The 22,965-nt window shown below is 61.7% G+C and carries 22 protein-coding genes; 20 read left to right on the top strand and 2 right to left on the bottom strand.

All coding sequences use genetic code 11. From position 1 onward, the window contains the following. Positions 1 to 59: 59 nt before the first annotated feature. The gene (locus WNY80_RS08970; RefSeq protein ID WP_342887029.1) at positions 60 to 944 is read right to left on the bottom strand and encodes a LysR family transcriptional regulator; all 885 of its coding nucleotides are present in this window, start codon (positions 942 to 944) and stop codon (positions 60 to 62) included. A 95-nt stretch (positions 945 to 1,039) separates the two neighbouring features. Here WNY80_RS08970 and WNY80_RS08965 point away from each other — a divergent pair, with 95 nt between their 5' ends. From WNY80_RS08965 to WNY80_RS08950, 4 genes are all read left to right on the top strand, one after another. Further along, the gene (locus tag WNY80_RS08965; protein ID WP_342887028.1) at positions 1,040 to 1,324 is read left to right on the top strand and encodes a DUF2218 domain-containing protein; all 285 of its coding nucleotides are present in this window, start codon (positions 1,040 to 1,042) and stop codon (positions 1,322 to 1,324) included. A gap of 93 nt (positions 1,325 to 1,417) precedes the next feature. Beyond that, positions 1,418 to 2,263 (top strand): nuclear transport factor 2 family protein, encoded by an 846-nt coding sequence (locus tag WNY80_RS08960; protein WP_342887027.1) that lies wholly within the window; start codon positions 1,418 to 1,420, stop codon positions 2,261 to 2,263. A gap of 50 nt (positions 2,264 to 2,313) precedes the next feature. Then, a complete protein-coding gene (locus WNY80_RS08955; protein ID WP_342887026.1) occupies positions 2,314 to 2,805 on the top strand; it encodes a nuclear transport factor 2 family protein in 492 nt (163 codons plus the stop codon). Then, positions 2,777 to 3,643 (top strand): hypothetical protein, encoded by an 867-nt coding sequence (locus tag WNY80_RS08950; RefSeq protein WP_342887025.1) that lies wholly within the window; start codon positions 2,777 to 2,779, stop codon positions 3,641 to 3,643. The genes WNY80_RS08955 and WNY80_RS08950 overlap by 29 nt, the downstream gene beginning before the upstream one ends. 158 nt (positions 3,644 to 3,801) lie before the next feature. Here the strand turns inward: WNY80_RS08950 and WNY80_RS08945 are convergent, their stop codons facing one another. Then, entirely contained in the window at positions 3,802 to 4,527 is a 726-nt protein-coding gene (locus WNY80_RS08945) for a sulfate transporter family protein (protein ID WP_342887024.1), read from the bottom strand. A gap of 257 nt (positions 4,528 to 4,784) precedes the next feature. On the opposite strand from WNY80_RS08945, the gene WNY80_RS08940 reads away from it, so the two are divergent. From WNY80_RS08940 to lnt, 16 genes are all read left to right on the top strand, one after another. Next, complete coding sequence (locus WNY80_RS08940; RefSeq protein ID WP_342887023.1) at positions 4,785 to 5,897, top strand: GNAT family N-acetyltransferase/peptidase C39 family protein; 1,113 nt, start codon at positions 4,785 to 4,787, stop codon at positions 5,895 to 5,897. Continuing rightward, positions 5,890 to 7,347 (top strand): RimK family protein, encoded by a 1,458-nt coding sequence (locus WNY80_RS08935; RefSeq protein ID WP_342887022.1) that lies wholly within the window; start codon positions 5,890 to 5,892, stop codon positions 7,345 to 7,347. The genes WNY80_RS08940 and WNY80_RS08935 overlap by 8 nt, the downstream gene beginning before the upstream one ends. Before the next feature lie 131 nt (positions 7,348 to 7,478). Next, positions 7,479 to 10,319, top strand: coding sequence for a [protein-PII] uridylyltransferase (locus WNY80_RS08930; protein ID WP_342887021.1), 2,841 nt, complete (start codon positions 7,479 to 7,481; stop codon positions 10,317 to 10,319). A 24-nt stretch (positions 10,320 to 10,343) separates the two neighbouring features. After that, complete coding sequence (gene murJ / locus WNY80_RS08925) at positions 10,344 to 11,909, top strand: murein biosynthesis integral membrane protein MurJ (RefSeq protein WP_342887020.1); 1,566 nt, start codon at positions 10,344 to 10,346, stop codon at positions 11,907 to 11,909. 108 nt (positions 11,910 to 12,017) lie between these two features. Next, complete coding sequence (gene trpS, locus WNY80_RS08920; RefSeq protein ID WP_342887019.1) at positions 12,018 to 13,082, top strand: tryptophan--tRNA ligase; 1,065 nt, start codon at positions 12,018 to 12,020, stop codon at positions 13,080 to 13,082. Positions 13,083 to 13,205: 123 nt separating this feature from the next. Next, complete coding sequence (locus WNY80_RS08915; protein WP_342887018.1) at positions 13,206 to 13,697, top strand: universal stress protein; 492 nt, start codon at positions 13,206 to 13,208, stop codon at positions 13,695 to 13,697. A 95-nt stretch (positions 13,698 to 13,792) separates the two neighbouring features. After that, positions 13,793 to 14,356, top strand: coding sequence for a NifU family protein (locus WNY80_RS08910; protein WP_342887017.1), 564 nt, complete (start codon positions 13,793 to 13,795; stop codon positions 14,354 to 14,356). Between the two features lie 96 nt (positions 14,357 to 14,452). Further along, positions 14,453 to 15,136 (top strand): tRNA (adenosine(37)-N6)-threonylcarbamoyltransferase complex dimerization subunit type 1 TsaB, encoded by a 684-nt coding sequence (gene tsaB, locus WNY80_RS08905; RefSeq protein WP_342887016.1) that lies wholly within the window; start codon positions 14,453 to 14,455, stop codon positions 15,134 to 15,136. Next, positions 15,136 to 15,627 carry a GNAT family N-acetyltransferase gene (locus WNY80_RS08900; RefSeq protein ID WP_342887015.1) on the top strand — a complete coding sequence of 164 codons (492 nt, stop codon included), beginning with the start codon at positions 15,136 to 15,138 and terminating at the stop codon, positions 15,625 to 15,627. The genes tsaB and WNY80_RS08900 overlap by 1 nt, the downstream gene beginning before the upstream one ends. A gap of 67 nt (positions 15,628 to 15,694) precedes the next feature. Then, complete coding sequence (locus tag WNY80_RS08895) at positions 15,695 to 16,120, top strand: Fur family transcriptional regulator (protein WP_342887014.1); 426 nt, start codon at positions 15,695 to 15,697, stop codon at positions 16,118 to 16,120. Positions 16,121 to 16,168: 48 nt separating this feature from the next. Beyond that, entirely contained in the window at positions 16,169 to 16,966 is a 798-nt protein-coding gene (locus WNY80_RS08890; RefSeq protein WP_342887013.1) for a lysophospholipid acyltransferase family protein, read from the top strand. A 42-nt stretch (positions 16,967 to 17,008) separates the two neighbouring features. Then, positions 17,009 to 18,418 (top strand): tRNA (N6-isopentenyl adenosine(37)-C2)-methylthiotransferase MiaB, encoded by a 1,410-nt coding sequence (gene miaB, locus WNY80_RS08885; RefSeq protein WP_342887012.1) that lies wholly within the window; start codon positions 17,009 to 17,011, stop codon positions 18,416 to 18,418. A 30-nt stretch (positions 18,419 to 18,448) separates the two neighbouring features. Then, positions 18,449 to 19,495 carry a PhoH family protein gene (locus tag WNY80_RS08880; protein WP_342887011.1) on the top strand — a complete coding sequence of 349 codons (1,047 nt, stop codon included), beginning with the start codon at positions 18,449 to 18,451 and terminating at the stop codon, positions 19,493 to 19,495. Next, positions 19,492 to 20,007 (top strand): rRNA maturation RNase YbeY, encoded by a 516-nt coding sequence (gene ybeY / locus WNY80_RS08875; RefSeq protein WP_342887010.1) that lies wholly within the window; start codon positions 19,492 to 19,494, stop codon positions 20,005 to 20,007. Before WNY80_RS08880 ends, ybeY begins: the two co-directional genes overlap by 4 nt. A gap of 13 nt (positions 20,008 to 20,020) precedes the next feature. Next, positions 20,021 to 21,163, top strand: coding sequence for a hemolysin family protein (locus tag WNY80_RS08870; protein ID WP_342887009.1), 1,143 nt, complete (start codon positions 20,021 to 20,023; stop codon positions 21,161 to 21,163). Positions 21,164 to 21,367: 204 nt separating this feature from the next. Beyond that, complete coding sequence (gene lnt / locus WNY80_RS08865; RefSeq protein ID WP_342887008.1) at positions 21,368 to 22,963, top strand: apolipoprotein N-acyltransferase; 1,596 nt, start codon at positions 21,368 to 21,370, stop codon at positions 22,961 to 22,963. Positions 22,964 to 22,965 lie beyond the last annotated feature (2 nt).

Raw genomic sequence — 22,965 nt, 5'->3', positions numbered from 1 at the left:
GATGTTACGCTGGGTTCACTCACATGGCTTTTCACTTCATTCCAATCCCCGTTGCCCCCTCAGTGCCCAAGCTCGCCCGCCAAAAACCGTACAAATAGCAGAGTAAGGTTCTCGCGACGCGATGTATCGGGCCAGACGGCGAAGATACCCAGCGGCGCAAGTTGCCACTCCGGGAACAGGCGGATCAGGCTGCCCTCCGCCTCTCCTCTGGCTGCGAGGTGTTCCGGCAGCACTGTCGCGCCGAGGTTCTTGCAGGTAAAATGGTACAGGGCATCAACGCTGTCCACTTCGAGACGAGCCTGCCCAAGAACCTTCACCTCCTCACCCATTGGCCCACTAAGCCGCGTAAACTCGGAGCGATGCCGGTAGCGGATCCAGTCCCAGTCTTCCAGATCTGTGGGATGCTTGGGGGCCGGACGCATCGCGGCATAGTCAGACCCCACCACCAGCGCCCGCGCGCTTTCGTCGAGCTTGCGCGACATCATCGAACTGTCATCAAGCCAGCCGACGCGAATGTTAACGTCAAAACCGTCATTGATAAGGTCCATCCGCTGATCCGTGAAAGCCAGCGACAGCGCGACTTGCGGATGCAAGCGCGAGAACTTGGCGATGGCCGTCGACAGTGACGACGACGACATGAACGCAGGTATCGACACACGGAGTGCGCCCACCGGCTCAAGCGACAGCGCGTTAAGCTCGTTCAGCCCGTTTTCCGCACTGTGTAACATGTCGGTCACGCGGGCGTAGAACATACGTCCTTCGTTGGTGAGCGAAATCTTTCGGGTCGTGCGATAAAGCAGGGTCACGCCGAGGAAGTCCTCCAGCTCCGAAACCGTCTCGCTCACCCGCGAGGGCGCCACGCCAACAGCCTTCGCCGCCGCGCGGAACGACCCTTCGTCAACCACGCGTGCGAAGATGGCCATATGTCTGAGACGGTCGATCATTGTTCTGCTCACCGGAACTATCACATCTGAATTGAGTGAATACACGGATCAATTGCGCCGGGATAGATGTTCTTTGCAACACAAGGAACGACGTCATGGAAGCCACAACCCACTTCAACACCGAACACGCAGAGCGCTACCTCGGAACCCTGTGCAAGCATTTTGGCCACAAAGTGCCCGTGACCTACACACGCAACCAAGGCGCGATCACGCTGCCTTTCGGCACATGCACGCTGTCCGCGTCGGACAATGGCTTGACGCTAAACATCATGGCCGATGACAGGGCGAAGCTTGAACAGACGGTGCAGGTCATCGCTAGCCATCTTGAGCGGTTTGCATTCCGTGAAGACCCCAACCTGTCCTGGGCCTTCGCCGCCTGACAGTTCCCGCTTTCCGAAGAAAGACCCCGGCGGTGCAGCCCGCCGGGCTGCACCGCCGGCAACCCCAACCCCTCTCAACCAAAGGAAACCCTGATGAAACTTAAAACTCTCCTCGTCTCCGCCACCGTCCTCGCCGGACTATCCCTGCCGGCGATTGCGGACGACTCTGCGGCCAACAAGGCGCTTGTTTTGGAAGCGCTGGAAAACACCCTTCTTGCCGGCGATGTTGATGCCGTTGACCGGTATTTTGCGGCGGATATCATTCAGCACAACCCGATGTTCGCCAATGGCATCGAGGCGCAAAAAGGCGTCGTCGGCTTCCTCGCTGGCAGCGGCAATTTCAACGCCGAATACATCCGTGTGATCGGCGATGACGACATCGTCGCCGTGCATGCCCGCTACGAAGGCTTCGGCCCGAAACCGGTGATCGGCTTTGACGTGTTCCGCGTCGAAAACGGCAAGATCGCCGAGCACTGGGACAACCTGATCGACGAGCAACCGCTGAATCCCTCGGGCCGCAGCCAGATCGACGGTGCAACCGAGATCACCGACCATGATCTCACCGAGGCGAACAAGGCCACGGTGGAAGACTTCCTGACCCGTGTCCTGATCAAGCACGAACAGGTGGATTTCACCCAGTACATCAACCCGACCAACTATCTTCAACACAATCCCCAGGTGGCCGATGGCCTCGAGGGGTTTGGCGCCTTCATGGCAGAGATGGCGCAGCAAGGCATCAGCATGGACTACACCGAGATCCATAAGGTGATCGGCGAAGGCAACTTTGTGCTGACCCTGTCCGAAGGCACGCTTGGTGCAGACGCCACGGCCTTTTACGACCTCTTCCGCCTCGAAGACGGGCTGATCGTCGAGCACTGGGACGTCATCGGCCCGATGCCCGGCGTTGACGCCGCGCATAACGAAGCCGGCAAATTCTAGATGGAACCGGCGCCCCGGCTCGATCGGGGCCCCCCTGAAAGGACTAACAGATGAACCGTAGAACCCTTCTCAAAACCTCGCTGGGCGCATCGCTGGCGCTTATTCTCGGACAACACGCAGGAGCACAGGAAATGGAACACAATACACAGGAAAGCTTTGACACCGTAATGGCCTTCATGGGCGCAATGGGATCAGGCGACATGGAGAAGATGAGCGCACTCATGGCCGACGATATGGTCTGGCACAACGAGGGCGACACCAGCCTGCCGTGGATCGGCGAGACGCGCGGCAAGGAGGCGATCTTCAAGTTCCTTGGCGTCTTCTCCGAGAACCTGCAGACCACGAAATGGGAAAACACGGATGCTTTCGCATCAGGTGACACCGTCGCCGTCTTCGGCGTGATGAATGGCGTCACGACCCATTCGGGCAAAGAGACGGGCGAGTTTACGTTTGCCCTGCGGGCCAAGGTACGCGATGGTCAGGTGGTACTATGGCATTGGTTCGAAGACAGCTTTGCCATCAGCCAAGCCTACCACGGCTGATCAGGCGATTGCGGGCCGTGCATATTTGCTCGGCCCGCTAATTTGCATCGAACAACAGGAGGCTAAGGCCATGGGCAAAGGTCTAGACAATGTACGTGATATCTATTTGGACGGCATCGCTGGCGGCAATATTCGCGAGGCCGTCACAAAGAACACCGGACATCGCTATACACAGCATTCAACAGGTGTTGCCGATGGCGTCGAAGGGTTTCTCGCATTCTTCGAGCCCTTTGTGCAGCGTAATCCGAAACGTGAAATCGAAATCGTTCGGATCTTCGAAGACGGGCCTTGGGTGTTTTGCAATGCGTTCCAGTCCTTGAATGATGGCGCCGCAAAATGGGTCACGATGGACATGTTCTATACTGATCCTGACGGGTTGATCCTGGAGCATTGGGACACCATCGCGCCCTACGTCGAGGACACAAAATCAGGCGAAGGCATGGTTGCTGGTCCCCAAGAAGTCGACACACGCGCCAATACCAACACCACCAAATCGCTGGTTCTGGAATTCACCAAACAGGTTCTTCAGGAAGGCAATGCAGACAAGATCCCCGCTTTTCTGTCCGATGAAATCATTCAACATGCACCGATGATCGGGGCCGGACATGCGGGCATGGCGCATTGGTTGTGTTTGGACACGACAGGATCATACGAAATGATGTTCCAGCTGATCGGGCAAGGTGATTTCGCCCTGACCTATGGCAAGCGATATGCCGGTGGCGCAGATATAGCGGTTTTTGATCTGTATCGTGTAGACAATGACAAGATCGTCGAACACTGGATGAACGAAGAACCGATCAGCCCCCGCGAAGCTTGGGGGAATTCCGGGAAATTTTGACGGGTCAAATGTCGGCAAGGCGCCGATGGCTAGAAAATGGGCCTGAGAGTGATCTGTCTTCCTGGTTCTGCGACGCCCTGATCACAGCATGCATCGGCTCGGCGACTGTTGTGCAAAGTGCAGCGAAAGCCCGCTTCCCGCCCGAACCAATCCCGGCCTTAGCGCATGCCGCTGACCGGAGTTGCAGACCCCTTCGCCGCAATCATCTTGTGCAGATGCACCATCATGCTCGCCGCAAACATCGGCGTCAGCAGGTTGAGGAGCGGCACTGACAGGAAGGCGGCGATGATCAGGCCGGCGAAGAAGATCGTCGTCGAGTTGCGCGACCTCAGCCGCTTGGCATCCGCCGGGCTCATGAAGCGCATGGCGGCAAATTCGAAATATTCCCGCCCCAGAAGGTAGCCGTTGACCACGAAGAAGGCCGCGAGATTGATGCCGGGCACCAGCAGCAGGATCAGCGCGAACAGGTTGCCCAGCCCCACCACCAGCAAAAACCCGAGCGACTGCCGGATCGACTGCATCAATGGCATCGGCCGTCCGGGTGTTTCGTCGGGGTAGTCGCGGGTCTCGATCACCTCGGCGATGTCGTCGAGAAACAGGCCCGCCATCGCAGCCGTCACCGGCGCCACGAACAGTGCCAGCACCAGGGCCAGTCCGACGCCGGCGATGATGGCCGCCACTGTACCTGCCCAGCCGGCCCAGTCGGGCAGCCCCGGAAGCAGGTTGTCGAGCCAGGGCATGGCAAACGTCGCAAACGCCTCGCCAAGCCCGAACCAGAGCCCGGCCAGCAAAAGCATGGTCAGCCCCAGCGATTTGAACAGGACCGAGCGAGAAGCCGGTGCGAACAGGTTCGATCCACCCAGTCTGGCGGCTTCAATGATCATTGACGGCTTCCCTTCCTCGATATTTGCGCGCCATTTCGGCGCTGCGCGCGGGGCTTGCCCGCCATGCCCTGCCGGTGGCCGGTCTCATGTGGGGATTGCGGCCATCGGGGTCAACATTTGCCGTGTTTCGCAGGCCTGGTTCGCATGCCGGAACGCGAAGATATGCGGATGACAGATCGACACAAATCAGCCATGATTCGAGCGCCTCAGGGGCAGGCCGCGAATGGCTGTAACCACTCGTTTTTCCGGGAACGTCCATGTCCGCACCGCGGATACGCCCTGCCACCATTTCCGACATTGATGCACTGGACGCGATCGAAAAGGCCGTGTTTCCGGCAGACCGGATTTCACGCCGTTCGTTCCGCACGCTGATTGACCGCCCGACCGCCGAAACGATTGTGATCGAGGCCGGTGCGGAAATCCGCGGCTATGCCATGATCCTGTTCCGTGCGGGTGCTGCATTGGCCCGGCTTTACTCGCTGGCGGTGGTCCCCGGCGAGGCCGGCAAGGGCTATGGCCGGGCGCTGCTTTCCGCTGCCGAGAAGGCGGCGATGGACCATGACCGGATCCTGCTCAGGCTCGAAGTCCGCGAGGACAACGAGCCGGCAATCGCGCTCTACAGCAATGCCGGCTATCGCCGCATCGGCCGTGTCGAGGGTTATTATGAAGATGGCATGACCGCCCTCCGGTTCGAAAAGCTGCTGCGCGGCCCCGAAGCGCCGGATGTGCTGACGCCGTTTTATGAGCAGACGGCGGATTTCACCTGCGGCTCGGCCTGCCTGCTGATGGCGCTGGCCCGGTTCCGCTCGTCCGGTTTTCTCGATCCGGTCTGGGAAATCCGGCTCTGGCGGGAAGCGACCACCGTGTTCATGCTCTCCGGTCCCGGCGGCTGCGAGCCGTTCGGCCTCGCCATGGTGGCGCGCGATCACGGACTCGATCCCGAGGTCTGGTGTTCCTCCGAAGACATGCTGTTTCTTGAAACCGTGCGCGATCCCGAGAAGCGACGGGTGATGGAGCTGGCCCAGACCGATTTCCGCAACCGCGTCACGGCAGCCGGCACGCCGGTGCATTCGGAAGCCTTCACCATGGACTGGCTGCGCGCCCGGCTGGCCGAAGGCCATGTCGCCATCATCCTGGTCAGCGGATACCTGATGATGGGCAAGAAGGTGCCGCACTGGGTGCTCGCCCACGGCGATGACGGCCGTCACATTTTCGTTCATGATCCCTGGGTCGAGGACGAGGTCGGCGAGACCGTCGCCGACGCCGCCAATATCCCGGTCCCCTATGCGGTCTTTGACCGGATCGCCCGTTTCGGCCGCACGGGCCTGCGCGCCGCTGTTCTCATCAAGGGAAAATCTCCCCATGTCTGACTGGATCATTCTGTCTACCGCGCTGTCGGGCTTCGATCACACCGCCACCAAGCACAAGGTGCTTGCCACCCGCGATTATCTCGCCCGGCCGGAAATGTTCCGCGGCGCCCGGCCCAACATCATCAACCTGTCGCGCTCCTACACCTATCAGAGCCGCGGCTACTACGCCTCGCTGCTCGCCGCCGCCCGCGGCCAGCGGGTGATCCCGTCGGTTGAAACCATCATCGATCTGTCGGCCCGCAAGCTTTACGAAAATGCCATTCCCGAGCTGGAAGACGCGCTCAACAAGGGCCTGCGCCGGCAGGAAGGCGATCCGTTGCCGTCGCGGCTGCGGGTGTTTTTCGGAACCTGCACCGACCTGCGGCTCGAGCGCTTCGGCCGGCTGCTGTTCGACTGGTTCCGCGCACCCATTCTCGAGCTAACGCTGAAGCAGGGAGACTGGGTCTCGATCTCCAAAATCGGGCTGTTGCCGTTCGGCAAGCTTGATGAGGCCGGCCGCGAGACATTGTTTCAGGCGATGGCGCGCTACACGGCGCGGCAATGGAAGGACGCCAAGTCCCGTGCCCCGGCGCGCTACTCCTTCGCCACCCTGGTCGATGCCAACGAGGCGCTGCCGCCGTCTTCGATTGACAGCCTCAAGCACTGGTCGCGGATTGCCGCGCGCATGGGCGTTTCGGTCGAGCCGATCGGCCGCAAGGATCTGTCCCGGCTGGCCAATTTCGACGCGCTGTTCATTCGCGAAACCACCTCGATTTCCAACCACACCTACCGCTTCGCCCGCCGCGCCCAGCAGGAGGGCATGCCGGTGATCGATGATCCGGTGTCGATGATCCGCTGCACCAACAAGGTCTATCTCGATGAGCTGATGGCATCCAACGGCATCCCGGTACCCGATACGGTGATGCTCATCGGGGCCGAGGATTTTCAGCGCGCCGCCGATCAGCTCGGCTTTCCAATGGTCCTCAAGGTGCCCGATTCCTCGTTTTCCCGCGGCGTCAAGAAAGTTGCCTCGATGGCCGAGCTCAAGGCGCTGGCCGGTGCCTGGCTGCATGATTCCGAGGTGCTGATCGCGCAGAAGTTCATGCCCACCAGTTTCGACTGGCGCATCGGCGTGCTTGGTGGAAAGCCGCTGTTTGCGGTACAATATCTGATGGCCAAGAAGCATTGGCAGATCGTCAAGCACGACACCGGCGGCAAACCGCTGGAAGGCGGCTTCAAGTCGTTCTCGCTGGCGCAGGTGCCGCCGCTGGTGCTCGACACCGGCCTGCGCGCAGCCTGCTCGGTGGGTGACGGGTTCTATGGCGTTGATCTGAAGGAAACCGATGACGGCGTCTTCGTCATCGAGGTCAATGACAACCCCAATCTCGAGCACGGCGTCGAGGACGCGGCGGAGAAGGATGAGGTCTGGATCCGGCTGACCAACTGGTTCATTGAACGGATTGCAACCTGATCCGCCGGGCCAGACTGTCGTTTCGGCGGGAAACAGGTTATAGCAGCCGCGGCCGATAAGTGACGGCGTGTTCGCGTGAACCCGCTGCAGATGCGCCGAGCCAGAACACCGACTGCGACCAGGATCCATTCATGTTGAAAACAGCCGAAGACGACCTCGATCTCAGCAAGATTGTCGATCCGGCAGAACTGCGAAAGGCGCTCGACGCCATCGCCGCCAAACATGGCGGCGCCAGCAACGCGGCCAGGATGGAAGTGCTGGCGGAGGTCAAGCGCGTCAACGCGCTCGGCCGCGAGACAGCCCGCACCCTGCTGTTCGAGGATGGCGGCGGCACCGCCTGCGCCCGGCGGATCTCCTATCTGCAGGACGTGATCACGTCCGCGCTCTACGACTACGCCAGCGTGCATGTCTACAGGGTGGAAAATCCATCGAAATCCGAGCGCATGACCGTCACCGCCGTTGGCGGCTATGGCCGCGGCACGCTTGCGCCCGGCTCCGACATCGATCTGCTGTTCGTGCTGCCCTACAAGAACACGCCCTGGACCGAGCAGGTCGTCGAATGGATCCTCTACATTCTCTGGGACATGGGGCTGAAGGTCGGCCACGCCACCCGCAATGTCGACGAATGCATCCGGCTGTCGCGTTCCGACATGACCATCCGTACCGCCATTCTCGAGGCCCGGTTCCTTTGTGGCGAACGCGCGCTGTTCGACGATCTCGGCAGCCGCTTCGAAAACGAGGTGGTGGAGGGAACCGGCCCCGAATTCATCGCGGCAAAACTCGCCGAACGCGACGAGCGCCACCGCAAGGCCGGCGATACCCGCTATCTGGTCGAGCCCAATGTCAAGGAAGGCAAGGGCGGCCTGCGCGATCTCAACACGCTGTTCTGGATCGCCAAGTATTTCTACCACATCCGCGACACCGAGGAGCTTGTCGGGCTTGGCGTGCTCTCCCGCCGCGAGTTCAACCTGTTCGTCAAGGCCGAGGATTTCCTCTGGGCGGTGCGCTGTCACATGCACTATCTCACCGGCAAGTCAGAGGAACGCCTGTCCTTCGATATCCAGCGCGACATTGCCGCGGGCCTTGGTTACCAGGATCACCCCGGCCTCTCGGCGGTCGAACGCTTCATGAAGCATTACTTTCTCGTGGCCAAGGATGTCGGCGATCTGACCCGCATCTTCTGCGCCGGGCTTGAAGACCAGCAGGCCAAGCAGGCGCCGGGGCTGACCGGCGTCATCAGCCGCTTTGCCAGCCGCCCGCGCAAGATCCCCGGCACGCTGGATTTCATCGAGGACAAGGGCCGCATCAACCTTGCCGACGCCGATGTCTTCAAGCGCGATCCGGTCAACATCATCCGCATGTTCCACCTGGCCGATATCCGCGGGCTGGAGTTCCACCCCGATGCGCTCAAGCGTGTCACCCGCTCGCTGCGGCTGATCAATTCGGACCTGCGTGAAAACGAGGAGGCGAACCGGCTGTTCATGTCGATCCTGACCTCGAGGCGGCAGCCGTCGATCATTCTCAGGCGCATGAACGAGGCCGGTGTCCTGGGGCGGTTCATTCCCGAGTTCGGCAAGATCGTGGCGATGATGCAGTTCAACATGTATCACCACTACACCGTCGACGAGCACCTGATCCGTACCGTCTCCGTGCTCTCGGGCATCGACAAGGGCGAGGGCGAACGCGAGCATCCGCTGGCTTCCAAGCTGATGCCGTCGATTGAGGAGCGTGAGGCGCTCTATGTCGCCGTCTTCCTGCACGACATCGCCAAGGGAAGACCGGAAGACCATTCCATCGCCGGGGCCAAGGTGGCGCGCAAGCTGTGCCCGCGGTTCGGCCTGAATGCCAATCAGACAGAGCTTGTCGCCTGGCTGATCGAGGAACACCTGACCATGTCGATGGTGTCGCAGACCCGCGATCTCAACGACCGCAAGACCATCAGCGATTTCGCCGAGAAGGTCCGCACGCTGGAGCGGCTGAAAATGCTGCTGATCCTGTCGGTCTGCGATATCCGGGCCGTCGGTCCCGGTGTCTGGAACGGCTGGAAAGGGCAACTGCTGCGCACGCTCTACTACGAGACCGAGCTGATGCTCTCGGGCGGTTTCTCGGAGGTCTCGCGCAAGGAGCGTGCGGCGCACGCCCGCGATGCGCTTGGCGAGGCCCTGTCCGACTGGAGCCAGAAGGAAAGCAAGGCCTATCTCAAGCTCCATTACGAGCCCTACCTTTTGGCCGTGCCGCTCGAGGAGCAGGTCCGCCACGCCAATTTCGTCCGCGAGGCCGACAAGGCGAAAAAGCAGCTTGCCACCATGGTGCGCACCCATGCGTTTCACGCCATCACCGAGATCACGCTGCTGTCGCCCGACCACCCCCGCCTGTTGTCGATCGTCACCGGCGCCTGTGCCGCCGCCGGCGCCAACATCGCCGATGCCCAGGTCTACACCACCTCCGACGGCCGCGCGCTGGACACCATCCTGATCAACCGCGAATTGCCCGATGACGAGGATGAATTGAGACGCGGCGCCTCGGTCGGCCGCATGATCGAGGATGTGCTGGCCGGCAAGGCCTACATTCCCGAAGTGATCGCCCGCAAGGCCCGCGGCAAAACCCGGAAACGGCCATTCATCATCAAGCCTCAGGTGGCGATTTCCAACGCGCTGTCCAACAAGTTCACCGTCATCGAGGTCGAATGCCTTGATCGCACCGGCCTGCTCTCGGAGGTCGCTTCGGTGCTGTCGGATCTGTCGCTTGACATCGCGTCCGCCCACATCACCACCTTTGGCGAAAAGGTTGTCGACACGTTCTACGTTCGCGACCTGGTCGGGATGAAGATCACCAACGAGAACCGCCAGATCAACATCGTGGCCCGGCTCAAGGCTGTCCTCGCCAAGGAAGAGGACGAGATGCGTGACAAGATGCCTCCCGGAATGATCGCGCCGCACGGCACGGTCCGGCGCGGCAAGACCCCGGCGTAACTCCGGCATGATGAGACCAGACGCATGAGCCTGATCGGAAAATTTGCAAGCGTCGGCGGCGCCACCATGGCAAGCCGCGTGCTGGGCTTCGTCCGCGAAGCCATGATCGCGGCGTTTCTCGGCGCGGGGCCGGTGGCCGATGCATTCTACGCCGCTTTCCGCTTCCCCAACCTGTTTCGCAGGCTGTTTGCCGAAGGCGCCTTCAATGCGGCTTTCGTGCCGCTGTTTGCCAAGGAGATCGAGGGCGGCGGGCAGATAGCCGCGCGGAAATTCGCCGAACAGGTCCTCTCGGTCCTTCTCCTGTCTCTGTTCGTGCTGTCTGCGCTGGCGATGGTCTTCATGCCGTTCCTGGTCGGCACCATCATCGCCCCCAAATTCGCGTTGGATCCGGAGAAATTCGATCTTACCGTACTGCTCGCACGCGTCATGTTCCCCTATCTCGCCGCCATGAGCCTGGTGGCGATGCTGGCGGGCATCCTCAATTCGCTGAGGCGCTATTTCCTTGCCGCACTCGCTCCGGTGTTGCTCAACGTGGTTCTGGTCAGCGGCCTGTTGGCCGCCGGCTACGTCAACCTCTCTGCGCCTGAAATCGGCAAGGTCCTGGGCTGGTCAGTCACCCTGTCGGGACTACTCCAGTTGGGGCTGCTTGTCTGGGCGCTCAGGCGCGAGGGATTCACGCTCGGGCTGGTCAGGCCAAGGCTGACGCCTGCCGTCAAGCGCCTGCTGTGGCTGGCCTTGCCGGCAGCCGTGACCGGCGGCATCACCCAGATCAACCTGCTGGTCGGCCAGATCATCGCTTCGGCCGAGTCCGGCGCCATCGCCATCATCAACTACGCCGACCGGCTCAACCAGCTGCCGCTTGGCGTCATCGGCATCGCCATCGGTGTCGTCCTGCTGCCCGAGCTGTCCCGCGCGCTCAGGGCGGGCGACATGAAGGAAGCGCAGCACCTGCAAAACCGCAGCCTCGAGTTCGGCATGGCGATCACCGTTCCCGCGGCCTTCGGTCTGGCCCTGCTGCCCGAGCCGATCATTGCCCTGGTGTTTGAACGCGGCGCGTTCACCCGCGAAACCACCCTTGTCACCTCTTCAGTGCTGGCGGCTTTTTCCATCGGCTTGCCGGCCTTCGTGCTGACCAAGATATTCACGCCGGTTTTCTATGCCCGTGAAGACATGCGCACCCCGCTGTGGGCGTCGGCCATATCGGTCGTCATCAACATCTCAGGCAGCCTCATCCTGTTTCCACGGCTCGGGGTGATGGGGCTGGCGATCGCCACCAGTCTCGCCGGCTGGCTATCGGCGTTGTATCTCGGCCAGCAGCTCGTGGCGCGCAACCTGTTCCGGCCCGCGGCCATCACCATCCGCCGGATCGTGCTTGTCGTTGCCGGCGCGGCGCTGATGGGGGCACTGCTGTGGTGGGTCGAGGCCAGCTTCCCGCATCTGCTGCTCGACGCTTCGCTTCTGGTCCGGCTTGTTTCGGTGATCGTCACGGTCGGCGTGGCTGCGCTGGTCTATTTCGGCTTTGCCTTCGTCACCGGAGCACTCGACCGGCGTGAATTCGCCCGGCTGCTCAAACGCCGCAAGAAGGCCTGAGGCCGGGTCGCATCCGATAGCCCTTGACCTCACACCGCTGCAGCCGCATAACCCGGCCCGATTTCAACGAGGATTCCGGGCCCTCCACAAGCCCGGCGGGAGTACACAATGTCTGCGACCTTCAAGCCACTGGTTTTCTCCGGCGTTCAGCCCACCGGCAATCTTCACCTGGGCAATTATCTCGGCGCCATTCGCAAGTTCGTGGCACTTCAGGAGCAGCATGATTGCATCTTCTGTGTGGTCGACATGCACTCGATCACCGCCCAGCTTGTCCACGAGGATCTGAAGGGGCAGACCCGCTCCATCGCTGCCGCCTTCATTGCTTCGGGCATCGATCCGGTCAAGCACATCGTCTTCAACCAGTCCGCCGTTCCCGGCCATGCGCAACTTGCCTGGATCTTCAACTGCGTCGCCCGCATCGGCTGGATGAACCGGATGACCCAGTTCAAGGACAAGGCCGGCAAGGACCGCGAAAACGCCTCGCTCGGCCTGCTCGCCTACCCGAGCCTGATGGCCGCCGATATTCTTCTCTATCGCGCGACCCATGTGCCGGTCGGCGAGGATCAGAAGCAGCACTTGGAACTGACCCGCGACATCGCCCAGAAATTCAACATCGATTTCTCCGACCGCATCCGTGCGGCCGGTCTCGGCGTCGAGATGATGGTCGGCGAGGAAAAGGTTTCCGGCTACTTCCCGATGACCGAACCGCTGATCGATGGCCCGGCACCGCGTGTCATGAGCTTGCGCGACGGCTCGAAGAAAATGTCGAAATCCGACCCGTCCGATCTCTCGCGCATCAACCTCGACGACGATGCAGACACCATCGCCAAGAAGATCCGCAAGGCCAAGACCGATCCGGCTCCGCTGCCGGAGACACTTGAAGAGCTCGAAGGCCGTCCCGAGGCACAAAACCTTTTGGGCATCTATGCGGCGCTCAGCGACCGCACCCGCAAGGACGTGCTTGAGGAATATGCCGGCCAGCAATTCTCGGTGTTCAAACCGGCTCTGGTCGAACTTGCTGTCAGCGTGCTGGCGCCGATCACCACCGAAATGAAGCGGCTGATGGATGATCCGAGCCACATTGACGGCATTCTCAAGGACGGCAGCGCCCGCGCCAACGTCATTGCCGAAAAGACCATGGCCGACGTTCGCGAAATCATCGGCTTCGTCTGAGAACCGGCCGCAGGACTTCGTCTCAGGGCTGGTGTCCGTGCGAGGGCACCCTGAGACGGGCGTCGGCGGGAGTCTCAAAAACGCACTTGCGGGACAGCCCGCTCTGATGGCATTGTCCCGCCCATGGTATCAAGAAGACGTTCACGCGAGGCCGGCCACCGCCGCAAATTCCTCGCAGTCATCGACGACACGCCGGAATGCGAACGCGCCATGCGCTACGCAGGTATGCGTGCTTACAATTCGGGCGGCGGGCTTGTTCTGGTCTATGTGATCGAGCCCAGCGACTTCCAACATTGGCTCGGTGTCGAGGAAATCATGCGCGCCGAAGCGATGGAAGAGGCCGAGGCAACGCTTGCCAAGGCCAGCGAGAAGATGCGCCAGATCATCGGAATCGATCCCGAAGTGGTGATCCGGCAGGGCAAGACCACCGATGAAATCCACGCCGTCATCGAGGAAGACCAGGATATCGCGATCCTGGTACTGGCCGCAGGTTCCGCCAAGGATGGTCCCGGGCCGCTGGTGGCCTCGATTGCCGGGCGCGGCGCCGCCTTCCCGATTCCGGTCACGGTCATACCCGACGCGCTGTCCGATGACGAAATCGATGCGTTGAGTTGAGCCATATCGGCCCTTGATTGCGAGCCCCTCGAGGCTTATCTTGTTTTGAAGAATTCTAAACTGGCCGGTCAATGCACCAGGCAGGGAGACCGATAATGTTTATCCAGACCGAATCCACACCCAATCCCGCGACCCTGAAGTTCCTTCCCGGCAAGGTGGTGATGGATCAGGGCACCGCCGATTACCGTGATGCGGAAGAAGCAGCCATGCTGTCGCCGCTTGCCGGCAAGCTGTTCGCCATTCCGGGCGTCACCGGCGTGTTCTTCGGCTATGACTTCATCACCATCACCAAGGATGGGCCTGACTGGCAGCATCTCAAGCCTGCCGTGCTCGGCACCATCATGGAACATTTCATGTCGGGCGCGCCGATCATGGCGGCCGGTGGTGACGGCTCTCCGGTGTCCGACGAGGAATTCTTTGAAACCGGCGACGAGACCATTGTCGCCACCATCAAGGAACTGCTTGAAACCCGGGTCCGGCCTGCTGTGGCTCAAGATGGCGGCGACATCACGTTCCGCGGCTTCCGCGACGGCAAGGTGTTCCTGCACATGAAGGGCGCCTGCGCCGGATGCCCGTCGTCAACCGCGACGCTCAAGCACGGCATCCAGAATCTGCTCAAGCATTTCGTTCCGGAAGTGCGCGAAGTCGAAGCTGTCTAACCCGATCAGCCTTTACCGCGCCTGCTGCTGTGCCTATTAACATCGGCAAAGGATACCGTGCGCTGTCCGCGCGGTCCGTTGCCATGGATGTGCCCGGTGCTGACACTCGCCATTGATTGCTCCGCAAGGTTTTGTTCTGTCGCGCTTTTCAGCGGCAGCGAGAACCGGATTCTTGCCGCCGCCAGTCCGGACATAGGGCGCGGCCATGCCGAACAGCTTCCGGCCGTGCTTCAATCCGTGCTGGATGATGCCGGTGCGGATCTGTCCCAGGCCGGGCGCATCGGCGTCACCATCGGCCCGGGCTCCTTTGCCGGTATCCGCGTCGGTGTCGCCTTTGGCCGCGGGCTGGCGCTTGCATTGGCTGTTCCCGTCGTCGGTGTCGGATCGCTGGAAGCCATCGCACTGCCCGCTGCACGTCAGCTGGGACAATCCGTCATGGCGGTGCTCGATGCCCGGCGCGATCACGTCTGGGCATTGATCGTCGATGCCGAAGGCGGCCTTCTCGTGCCCGGTGCGGAGATGATGCCCGAGGCCGCTGCAGCGCTGGCGCTGGATCGCGGTTGCGCCATCTCCGGCAGCGGTGCAGCCCTGCTGGCCCGGATCAGTCCGGCTCTTGCTTCCCGTGTCGCCGGTGATTTCGCGGCCCCTGCAATCGAGGATGTGGCGCGTCTCGCAGCAAGCCTTGATCCCGAAACGAACCCTGCCGAGCCGCGCTACCTTCGCGATGCCGACGCCAAGCCACAGGCTGGTTTTGTGCTTCCGCACCAGGCTGTGAGCTGATGGCCTTCAACTTCTTCTCGCGCCAGCCGGAATGCCTGATTCTGTCCATCGAGATGCAGGATGCACGCACGGCCTCGCGCATTCATGGCCAGGCCTTTGCCCGCGCCTGGGGCGATGGCGAGTTCGAAAGCCTGATCTCGCAGCAATCCGTCTTTGGTTTCCTTGCCTGTCCGGAAGGCCGCGCCCGTGATGCAGCCGCCGGTTTCGTACTCAGCCGGGAAGCGGCCGGCGAGGCCGAGATCCTGTCGATCGGCATCTCGCCAAAGCAGCGCCGCAGCGGTTTGGGTTGGCGCTTGATGCTCAGCGCGATGAAGGAAGCCAAGCGCCGCGGCGCCGGGGAAATGTTTCTCGAAGTCGACGAAACCAACACGGCGGCGGTTCAGATGTACCGAAAGCTCAACTTCGTTCAGGTCGGAGAGCGGCGCGCCTATTATGCACAGGAAGGCGGACCGGGCACGACGGCGCTTGTCATGCGCTGCGATCTTCGCTAGTCCGCAGGGTATCGTCGGCTAAGGTATCGCCGGCATAACCTCACCACATCAACCGGCGGGGCAGGCGATGGACGAGCAGAAATCCCTTGAAGACAGATGCGCAGAGCGCGGTATGCGGATGACCGAGCAACGCCGCATAATCGCGCGCGTACTCGATGGCGCCGACGATCATCCCGATGTCGAGGAGTTGCACCGGCGTTCCGTGCTGGTCGATCCGCGGATTTCCATGTCCACCGTCTACCGCACGGTCAAGCTGTTCGAGGATATCGGCATCATCGAGCGGCATGATTTCCGCGATGGCCGCTCGCGCTATGAAACCGTGCCCGAAGAGCATCACGATCATCTCATCGATCTGCGCACCGGCCAGGTGATCGAATTCCATTCCCCGGAGATCGAGGCGCTGCAGGAGCGCATTGCCCGTGAACATGGTTTCCGGCTGGTCGATCACCGGCTGGAACTCTATGGAATTCCCATCAAGCCCGACAAGAAATAGCGCCTTTATGCCGGAAATTACCTGTCTTTCAGCCCTGCCGGTCCTGCAATGATCGCTGCCTTGCGCATTGCCTTCGTCTTCGCGGCCTTTCTGGCCCTGACGCTGGCGCTGCTGCCGGTGCAACTCATTGCGCTTGGAATTGGCCATTCTGTCATGCAGCGGCTGCCGCGCTGGTGGCACCGGGTGATGTGCCGGATCATCGGGCTCAAGGTGTGCGTCAACGGAAGCCTGTCGCAAGAACGGCCATTGCTGCTGGTCGCCAATCATGTGTCCTGGAAGGATATTCTCGTTCTCGGATCGGTTGCCGACGTGGTCTTCATCGCCAAGTCCGAAGTCCGTACCTGGCCGGTGCTGGGCTGGCTGGCGCGGCTGCAGCGCTCGGTGTTTGTCGAGCGCGAGGTCCGGCGCAAGACCGGCGATCAGATATCCGAAGTCTCCCGCCGTCTTCTGTCGGGGGAGGTGGTCGTGCTGTTCGCCGAGGGAACCACATCCGACGGCAACCGGGTGATGCCGTTCAATTCCTCGCTGTTCGGCGCGGCCAGTGCCGCGTTGCCGTTTGCCCCTGAAGGCAGAGTCCATATCCAGCCGGTCTCGATTGCCTATACCGGCATTCACGGAATGCCGATGGGGCGCTACCACCGGCCTGTTGCCGGCTGGCCGGGAGACGTGGCTCTGGGGCCGCATATGCTGCGCGTCATCCGCGACGGCGCGCTTGATGTCGAGGTGGTATTCAGCGATGCCATCCCGTTTGATGCAGCCACGGACCGCAAGAAAACCGCCCGGCTGGTCGAGGCCCGCGTGCGTGAAGGTCTCAATGCCGCGCTTCGCGGCAAACTCAATGGCTGAATGGCCATTTTCAAGCCGTGATTTTGTCGCTAAAAGCCCCGCATGACACAAGCAACCCTCACACCTGATGCAGCTCTTCAAGCAGAAGCTGGCGCGCAAACCGGAGACCAGCCAAGGAAGGTCTTCGTCAAGACCTATGGCTGCCAGATGAACGTCTATGACAGCGAGCGCATGGGCGACGCGCTGGCGCGCGACGGCTATCAGGCTGTCGATACGGTCGAGGCAGCCGACCTGATCCTGATCAACACCTGCCACATCCGCGAAAAGGCAGCCGAGAAGGTCTATTCGCAGCTCGGCAGGCTGGCCAAGCTGAAGAAACAGCGCAATGCCGATGGCGGAGATCTGATGGTTGCCGTCGCCGGTTGCGTTGCCCAGGCCGAAGGCCAGGAAATCATCCGCCGCGCTCCGGTGGTCGATGTTGTCATCGGCCCGCAAACCTATCATCGCCTGCCTGAGGCCCTTGCCAGGGCGCGCAAGGGTGAAAGCGTCGTGGAAACCGAGTTTCCCGCCGAAGACAAGTTCGACGGCCTGCCCGATGCGCCGGAAAAGGCCATTCGCGCCCGTGGCGTGGCAGCGTTCCTCACCGTTCAGGAAGGTTGCGACAAGTTCTGCACCTTCTGCGTGGTGCCCTATACCCGCGGCGCCGAGGTCTCCCGCCCCGTCGACCGGATCCTCGGTGAGGCCGAACGGCTGGCCGAGGCCGGTGTTCGCGAGATCACGCTTCTGGGCCAGAACGTCAATGCCTGGCACGGCAAGGGCGCTGATGGCCGCGAATGGGGACTGGGCGAACTGGTCCGTCGCCTTGCGGCGATCGAGGGCATCGAGCGCATTCGCTACACCACCAGCCATCCGCGCGACATGGACGATGCGCTGATCGAGGCGCATCGGGATCTGCCCAAGCTCATGCCGTATCTGCATCTGCCGGTGCAGTCGGGTTCAGACCGGATTCTCAAGGCCATGAACCGCCGCCATACCGCCGCCGAATACGTCAAGCTGGTCGAACGCATCCGTGCCGCCCGTCCGGATATCGCTCTCTCGGGTGATTTCATCGTCGGGTTCCCCGGCGAAACCGATGCGGATTTCGAAGACACCATGCGGCTCGTGCGCGAGGTCAGATATGCCTCTGCCTTCACGTTCAAATACTCGATCCGGCCGGGTACGCCGGGTGCGGATATGGACGATCAGGTCGATGAGGCGGTCAAGACCGAACGCCTGGCACGTCTCCAGGATCTCATCAACGAGCAGACCCGGGCCTTTGGCCGAGAATGTGTCGGAAAGGTGGTCGATCTGTTGCTGGAGAAACCCGGACGCAACACTGACCAGCTAATTGGCCGGTCTCCTTGGCTGCAGCCGGTAATAGTTGATGCAAAGCTTGGGAAAATCGGTGACATTGTCAGGGTGAGAATCACGCAACCCGGCACGACCGGTCTTTTCGCGGAGCCTGTGGAATGACCGTTCAGTGCATTTTTGGAGCCAGATCGTTTGACAGCTGAGCACCTGTCCCCGACAGAAGCTGCGACGCCCGGATCGGGCGCGTCGGACGCGACCCACCTCGCGCTCACCTTTGAAAACAACCGTCTCGCCAGTGAGCTTTTTGGCCAGTTTGACCAGAACTTGGCGCTTCTCGAGCAAAAACTGAAAATCGACGCCCGGGCCCGTGGCAACACGGTCACCCTGCGTGGTGAGGAAATTGCCACCAATCAGGCCCGGCGGGCGCTGGATTATCTCTATGACCGGCTGCTCAAGGGCGCCAGCGTTGAGAGCTCCGACGTCGAGGGCGCGATCCGCATGGCGCTTGCCGCGGACGATCAGCTCGTATTGCCGACGCTTGAACGCAAGGGAAAGATGACGCTGGCGCAGATCTCCACACGCAAGAAGACCGTTATCGCCCGGACCCCGACCCAGGATGCCTATATGCGCGCCATGGAGCGCTCGGAACTGGTCTTCGGCGTCGGTCCCGCAGGTACCGGCAAGACCTATCTCGCTGTCGCCCACGCCGCGCAACTGCTTGAGCGCGGTTCTGTCGAACGCATCATCCTGTCGCGTCCCGCTGTCGAGGCGGGCGAGCGTCTGGGCTTTCTGCCCGGCGACATGAAAGAGAAGGTCGATCCTTACCTGCGCCCGCTCTACGATGCGCTTTATGACATGATGCCGGGTGACAAGGTTGAACGCGCGCTGACGGCGGGTGTCATCGAGATCGCCCCGCTGGCCTTCATGCGCGGCCGGACGCTCGCCAATGCGGCGGTCATCCTGGACGAGGCGCAAAACACCACGCAGATGCAGATGAAGATGTTTCTCACCCGTCTGGGCGAGAACTCGCGCATGATCATCACCGGTGACCCGAGCCAGGTCGACCTTCCGCGCGGCGTTACTTCCGGCCTTGTCGAGGCGCTGTCCATTCTTGAGGGCGTCGATGGCGTCGTCACCTGCCGCTTCCGTGGCGTCGATGTGGTGCGTCACCCGCTGGTGCAGCGCATTGTCGAGGCTTACGACAAGCGGATTTACCCCAAGGCCGATGGCGACGCATGAGTGTTCACCCGGCAGTCAGCCTGGCGCTTGCCGTCGAGGCCGGGGAGTGGGGCGATGGCGCGGCGACCGAGGCGTTGGCCGAGGTGGCGCTTGAGGCAGCCGTGCGCGATCTGGCGGAGCTGGAAGCCCAGCCTTTCCCGCAAACGCCGCCGGAAGTGTCGCTTGTTCTCGCCGATGATGCGATGATGGCCGACATCAACAGCCAGTGGCGCAATCAGCCCAAGCCAACAAATGTCCTGTCGTTTCCGGCGTTTCCGCTGGTGCCGGGCGGCCAGCCGGGCCCGATGCTCGGCGACATCATTCTGGCCCGCGAGACGATCGAACGCGAAGCCGTTGAACTCGGCAAGCCGGTTGACGACCATATCACGCACCTCGTCGTGCACGGATTTCTTCATCTTTTCGGCTACGATCACATCGAAAACAGCGATGCGGAGAGAATGGAAGCGATCGAGACTCGCATTTTGGCCTCGCTTGGCCTATCTGACCCTTACGGCGATACTGAGCCGGTTTGACATTGAAGAGATGATGACAGAGAGCAATGCCCCGGCCCCGACCGGAGACGCGCAAAGCGCTTCGAGCGCTTCATCCACCGAAGAAACCCCCAGTTATCTTCCCGTGCCGGTGCGTGCGGACAGTGCTGATATCCATCAGGACGAACGCAACGGCATGGGGTTGTGGCACCGCCTGGTGCGGGCGATGTTTCCGCCGTCCGACCGCGAATCCATCCGCGAGGATCTGACCGACGCGTTGCAGTCCGGTGGCGAGCTGTATGAAGCGTTCTCTCCCGATGAACGTGCCATGCTGCACAACATCCTGCGTTTGCGCGAGGTCCGCGTGGAGGATGTGATGGTGCCGCGCGCCGATGTCGAGGCCGTGGATCAGACGACCACTTTGGGCCGGCTGCTCGAGATATTTGAAGAATCCGGCCATTCGCGCATGCCGGTCTATGCGGAAAACCTCGACGATCCGCGCGGCATGATCCATATCCGCGATCTCCTGGCCTGGATCACCAAGCAGGCCCGCACCAAGCGCAAGTCGGTGTCGAAGAGCCCTGCCACCATACAGAAGCGGAATGCGCTCAATGCGCTGGAACTCTCCCGCGTTGACCTGAGCAAGACGCTGCAGGAATCGGGCATAACCCGCAAGGTGCTGTTCGTGCCGGCCTCGATGCTGGCCTCGGACCTGATGCAGCGCATGCAGGCAAACCGCATCCAGATGGCGCTGGTAATTGATGAATATGGCGGAACCGATGGCCTGGTCTCGCTCGAGGACATCGTCGAAATGGTCGTCGGTGACATTGCCGACGAACACGACGATGAAGACGAAACCCTGATCACCAAGACCGGTGAGGACATCTGGGTTGTCGACGCCAAGGCCGAGCTCGAAGACCTCGCCGATGAAATCGGCAGGGATTTTGATATTCGCGAACAAAGCGAGGAAGTCGATACCATCGGCGGACTGATCTTCTCCGAGCTCGGTCGCGTCCCCGCTCGCGGCGAAGTTGTTCAGGCGCTGCCCGGTTTCGAGTTTCATGTGATGGATGCCGATCCGCGCCGCGTCAAACGTGTCCGCATCATCCGGAAACGCCAGGCGCCGCGCCGGCGTCTCACCCGTGGCGAAGCGACCTCAAAGAAAAACACCGATCCCGGCGATGCAAGCGCCGCTTGAGGTTGCCGGGTCCGCCCGTCCCTGTGAACTGATCCCGGATACTGCTCGAAGTCTGCCGGAATTGGCGCGAGCGGCGTCCGGTCCAAAAAAGCCGCTGGCAGCAACGGACATTGCCGTGGTTTTTTGAAAGGATGCGGCAATTGATTCGCTTGCCCGGAACGCATCGGACAAGCCGTATCCTTGTTGGCTGGGAGTAGACCGGGTTTGGAACGGATCGCTGAATCCATCATGTTGAGCTGGGGCGTCAAGCGCCTGCTCCTGGCTTTCGCCGCCGGTGCGTTGTCTGTGCTGGCCTTGCCGCCGTTCAATTTCTTTGCCGTTCTGTTCATCTCCTTTCCTGTCCTCGTCTGGCTGCTGGATGGTGCCAGCGGTTCGGCGGAGCGCGGTCTGCTTGGCCGCATGCGCCCTGCCTTTGCCACCGGCTGGTGGTTTGGCTTCGGCTATTTCGTGGCCGGCCTTTGGTGGCTGGGCAATGCGTTGCTGGTCGATGCCAATGGCTTCGCCTGGGCATTGCCGCTCGCGGTGTTTGGCCTGCCCGCTGTGCTGGCGCTGTTCTACGGTCTTGCGACATCGGTTGCCTGGCTGCTGTGGTCGGACGGCATCGGTCGCATCGCGGCGCTAGGCGCGGCTTTCGGGCTGGTCGAGTGGGCCCGCAGCTTTGTCATGACCGGCTTTCCCTGGAATGCCATCGGCTATGCCGCCATGCCTGCGCCGCTGATGATGCAGTCCGTCGAGCTTGTCGGCATATTCGGCATGTCGGCCCTCACCGTGTTCGTGTTTTCCGCGCCCGCCCTGGTCGGCACCCGGCGTGGCGCTGTTGCAGGCATGGTCGCGGCGCTGCTGCTGTTTTCCGCCCATGCCGGCTATGGCTGGTTTGCACTTCACCGGCTCGACAGTGCCAGGACCGAACCGTCCGCAGCCGTAATCCGGATTGTGCAGCCGGCTATCGATCAATCGGCGAAGTGGGACATGGCCGAGCGCGAGCGGATATTCTCGCGCCTGCTCGCATTCAGCGCAGTCGCGCCGCGCGAGGGGCAGCCGCGCCCCACCCATATCGTCTGGCCCGAGACTGCGCTGCCGTTCCTGCTCACCGAGAACCCCGGCGCCCTGTCACGCATCGCCGACATGCTGCAGGTCGGCCAGACGCTGATCACCGGTGCCGTCCGCTTCGAGGACGGTGCGGGCGGCGCACCGCAGCGCTACTACAACACGATCTACGTGATTGACGATGAGGGGCAGATCATCGGTTCCGCCGACAAGGCGCATCTGGTTCCCTTTGGCGAGTATCTGCCATTCGAGGCCCTGTTGCGGCGCTTCGGCCTGACACCGGTGGCCGAAACATTCGGTGGCTTTTCCGCCGCTGACCGGCGCGGAATGCTGACCTTGCCGGGCGGGCTGGGCGCTGTGCCGCTGATCTGCTACGAGGCCATTTTCCCGGATCTGTCCGTCGTGCCCGAGGGCAGGGGAAATCTGCTGCTCAACCTTACCAATGACGCCTGGTACGGCATCACGCCTGGTCCTTATCAGCACCTGCGCCAGGCCCAGGTGCGGGCTGTCGAGACGCGTCTTCCGCTTGTCCGCGCAGCCAACAACGGGATCTCTGCCGTGGTTGATTCCGGGGGCCGAATTGTCGGCAGTCTGCCGCTTGGCGAGGCCGGTGTTTTTGACGTTGAACTGCCTCCGCGCTCCGACCAGTTTTCGCTTATAAGAATTAGGCGATTTAACTTTGGATTGATTATCGTCATAATGGTGTTGACGGCGCTCGTTGCTCGTAAAAGTAAAAAGCAACGGTTTGATTGACG

It is taken from the genome of Hoeflea sp. AS16 (genome assembly GCF_038900095.1).
In the GTDB taxonomy this organism is placed as follows: domain Bacteria; phylum Pseudomonadota; class Alphaproteobacteria; order Rhizobiales; family Rhizobiaceae; genus Hoeflea.
The sequence above is the reverse complement of the archived record's forward strand: the minus strand, read 5'-3'. Positions and strand labels throughout refer to the sequence as shown.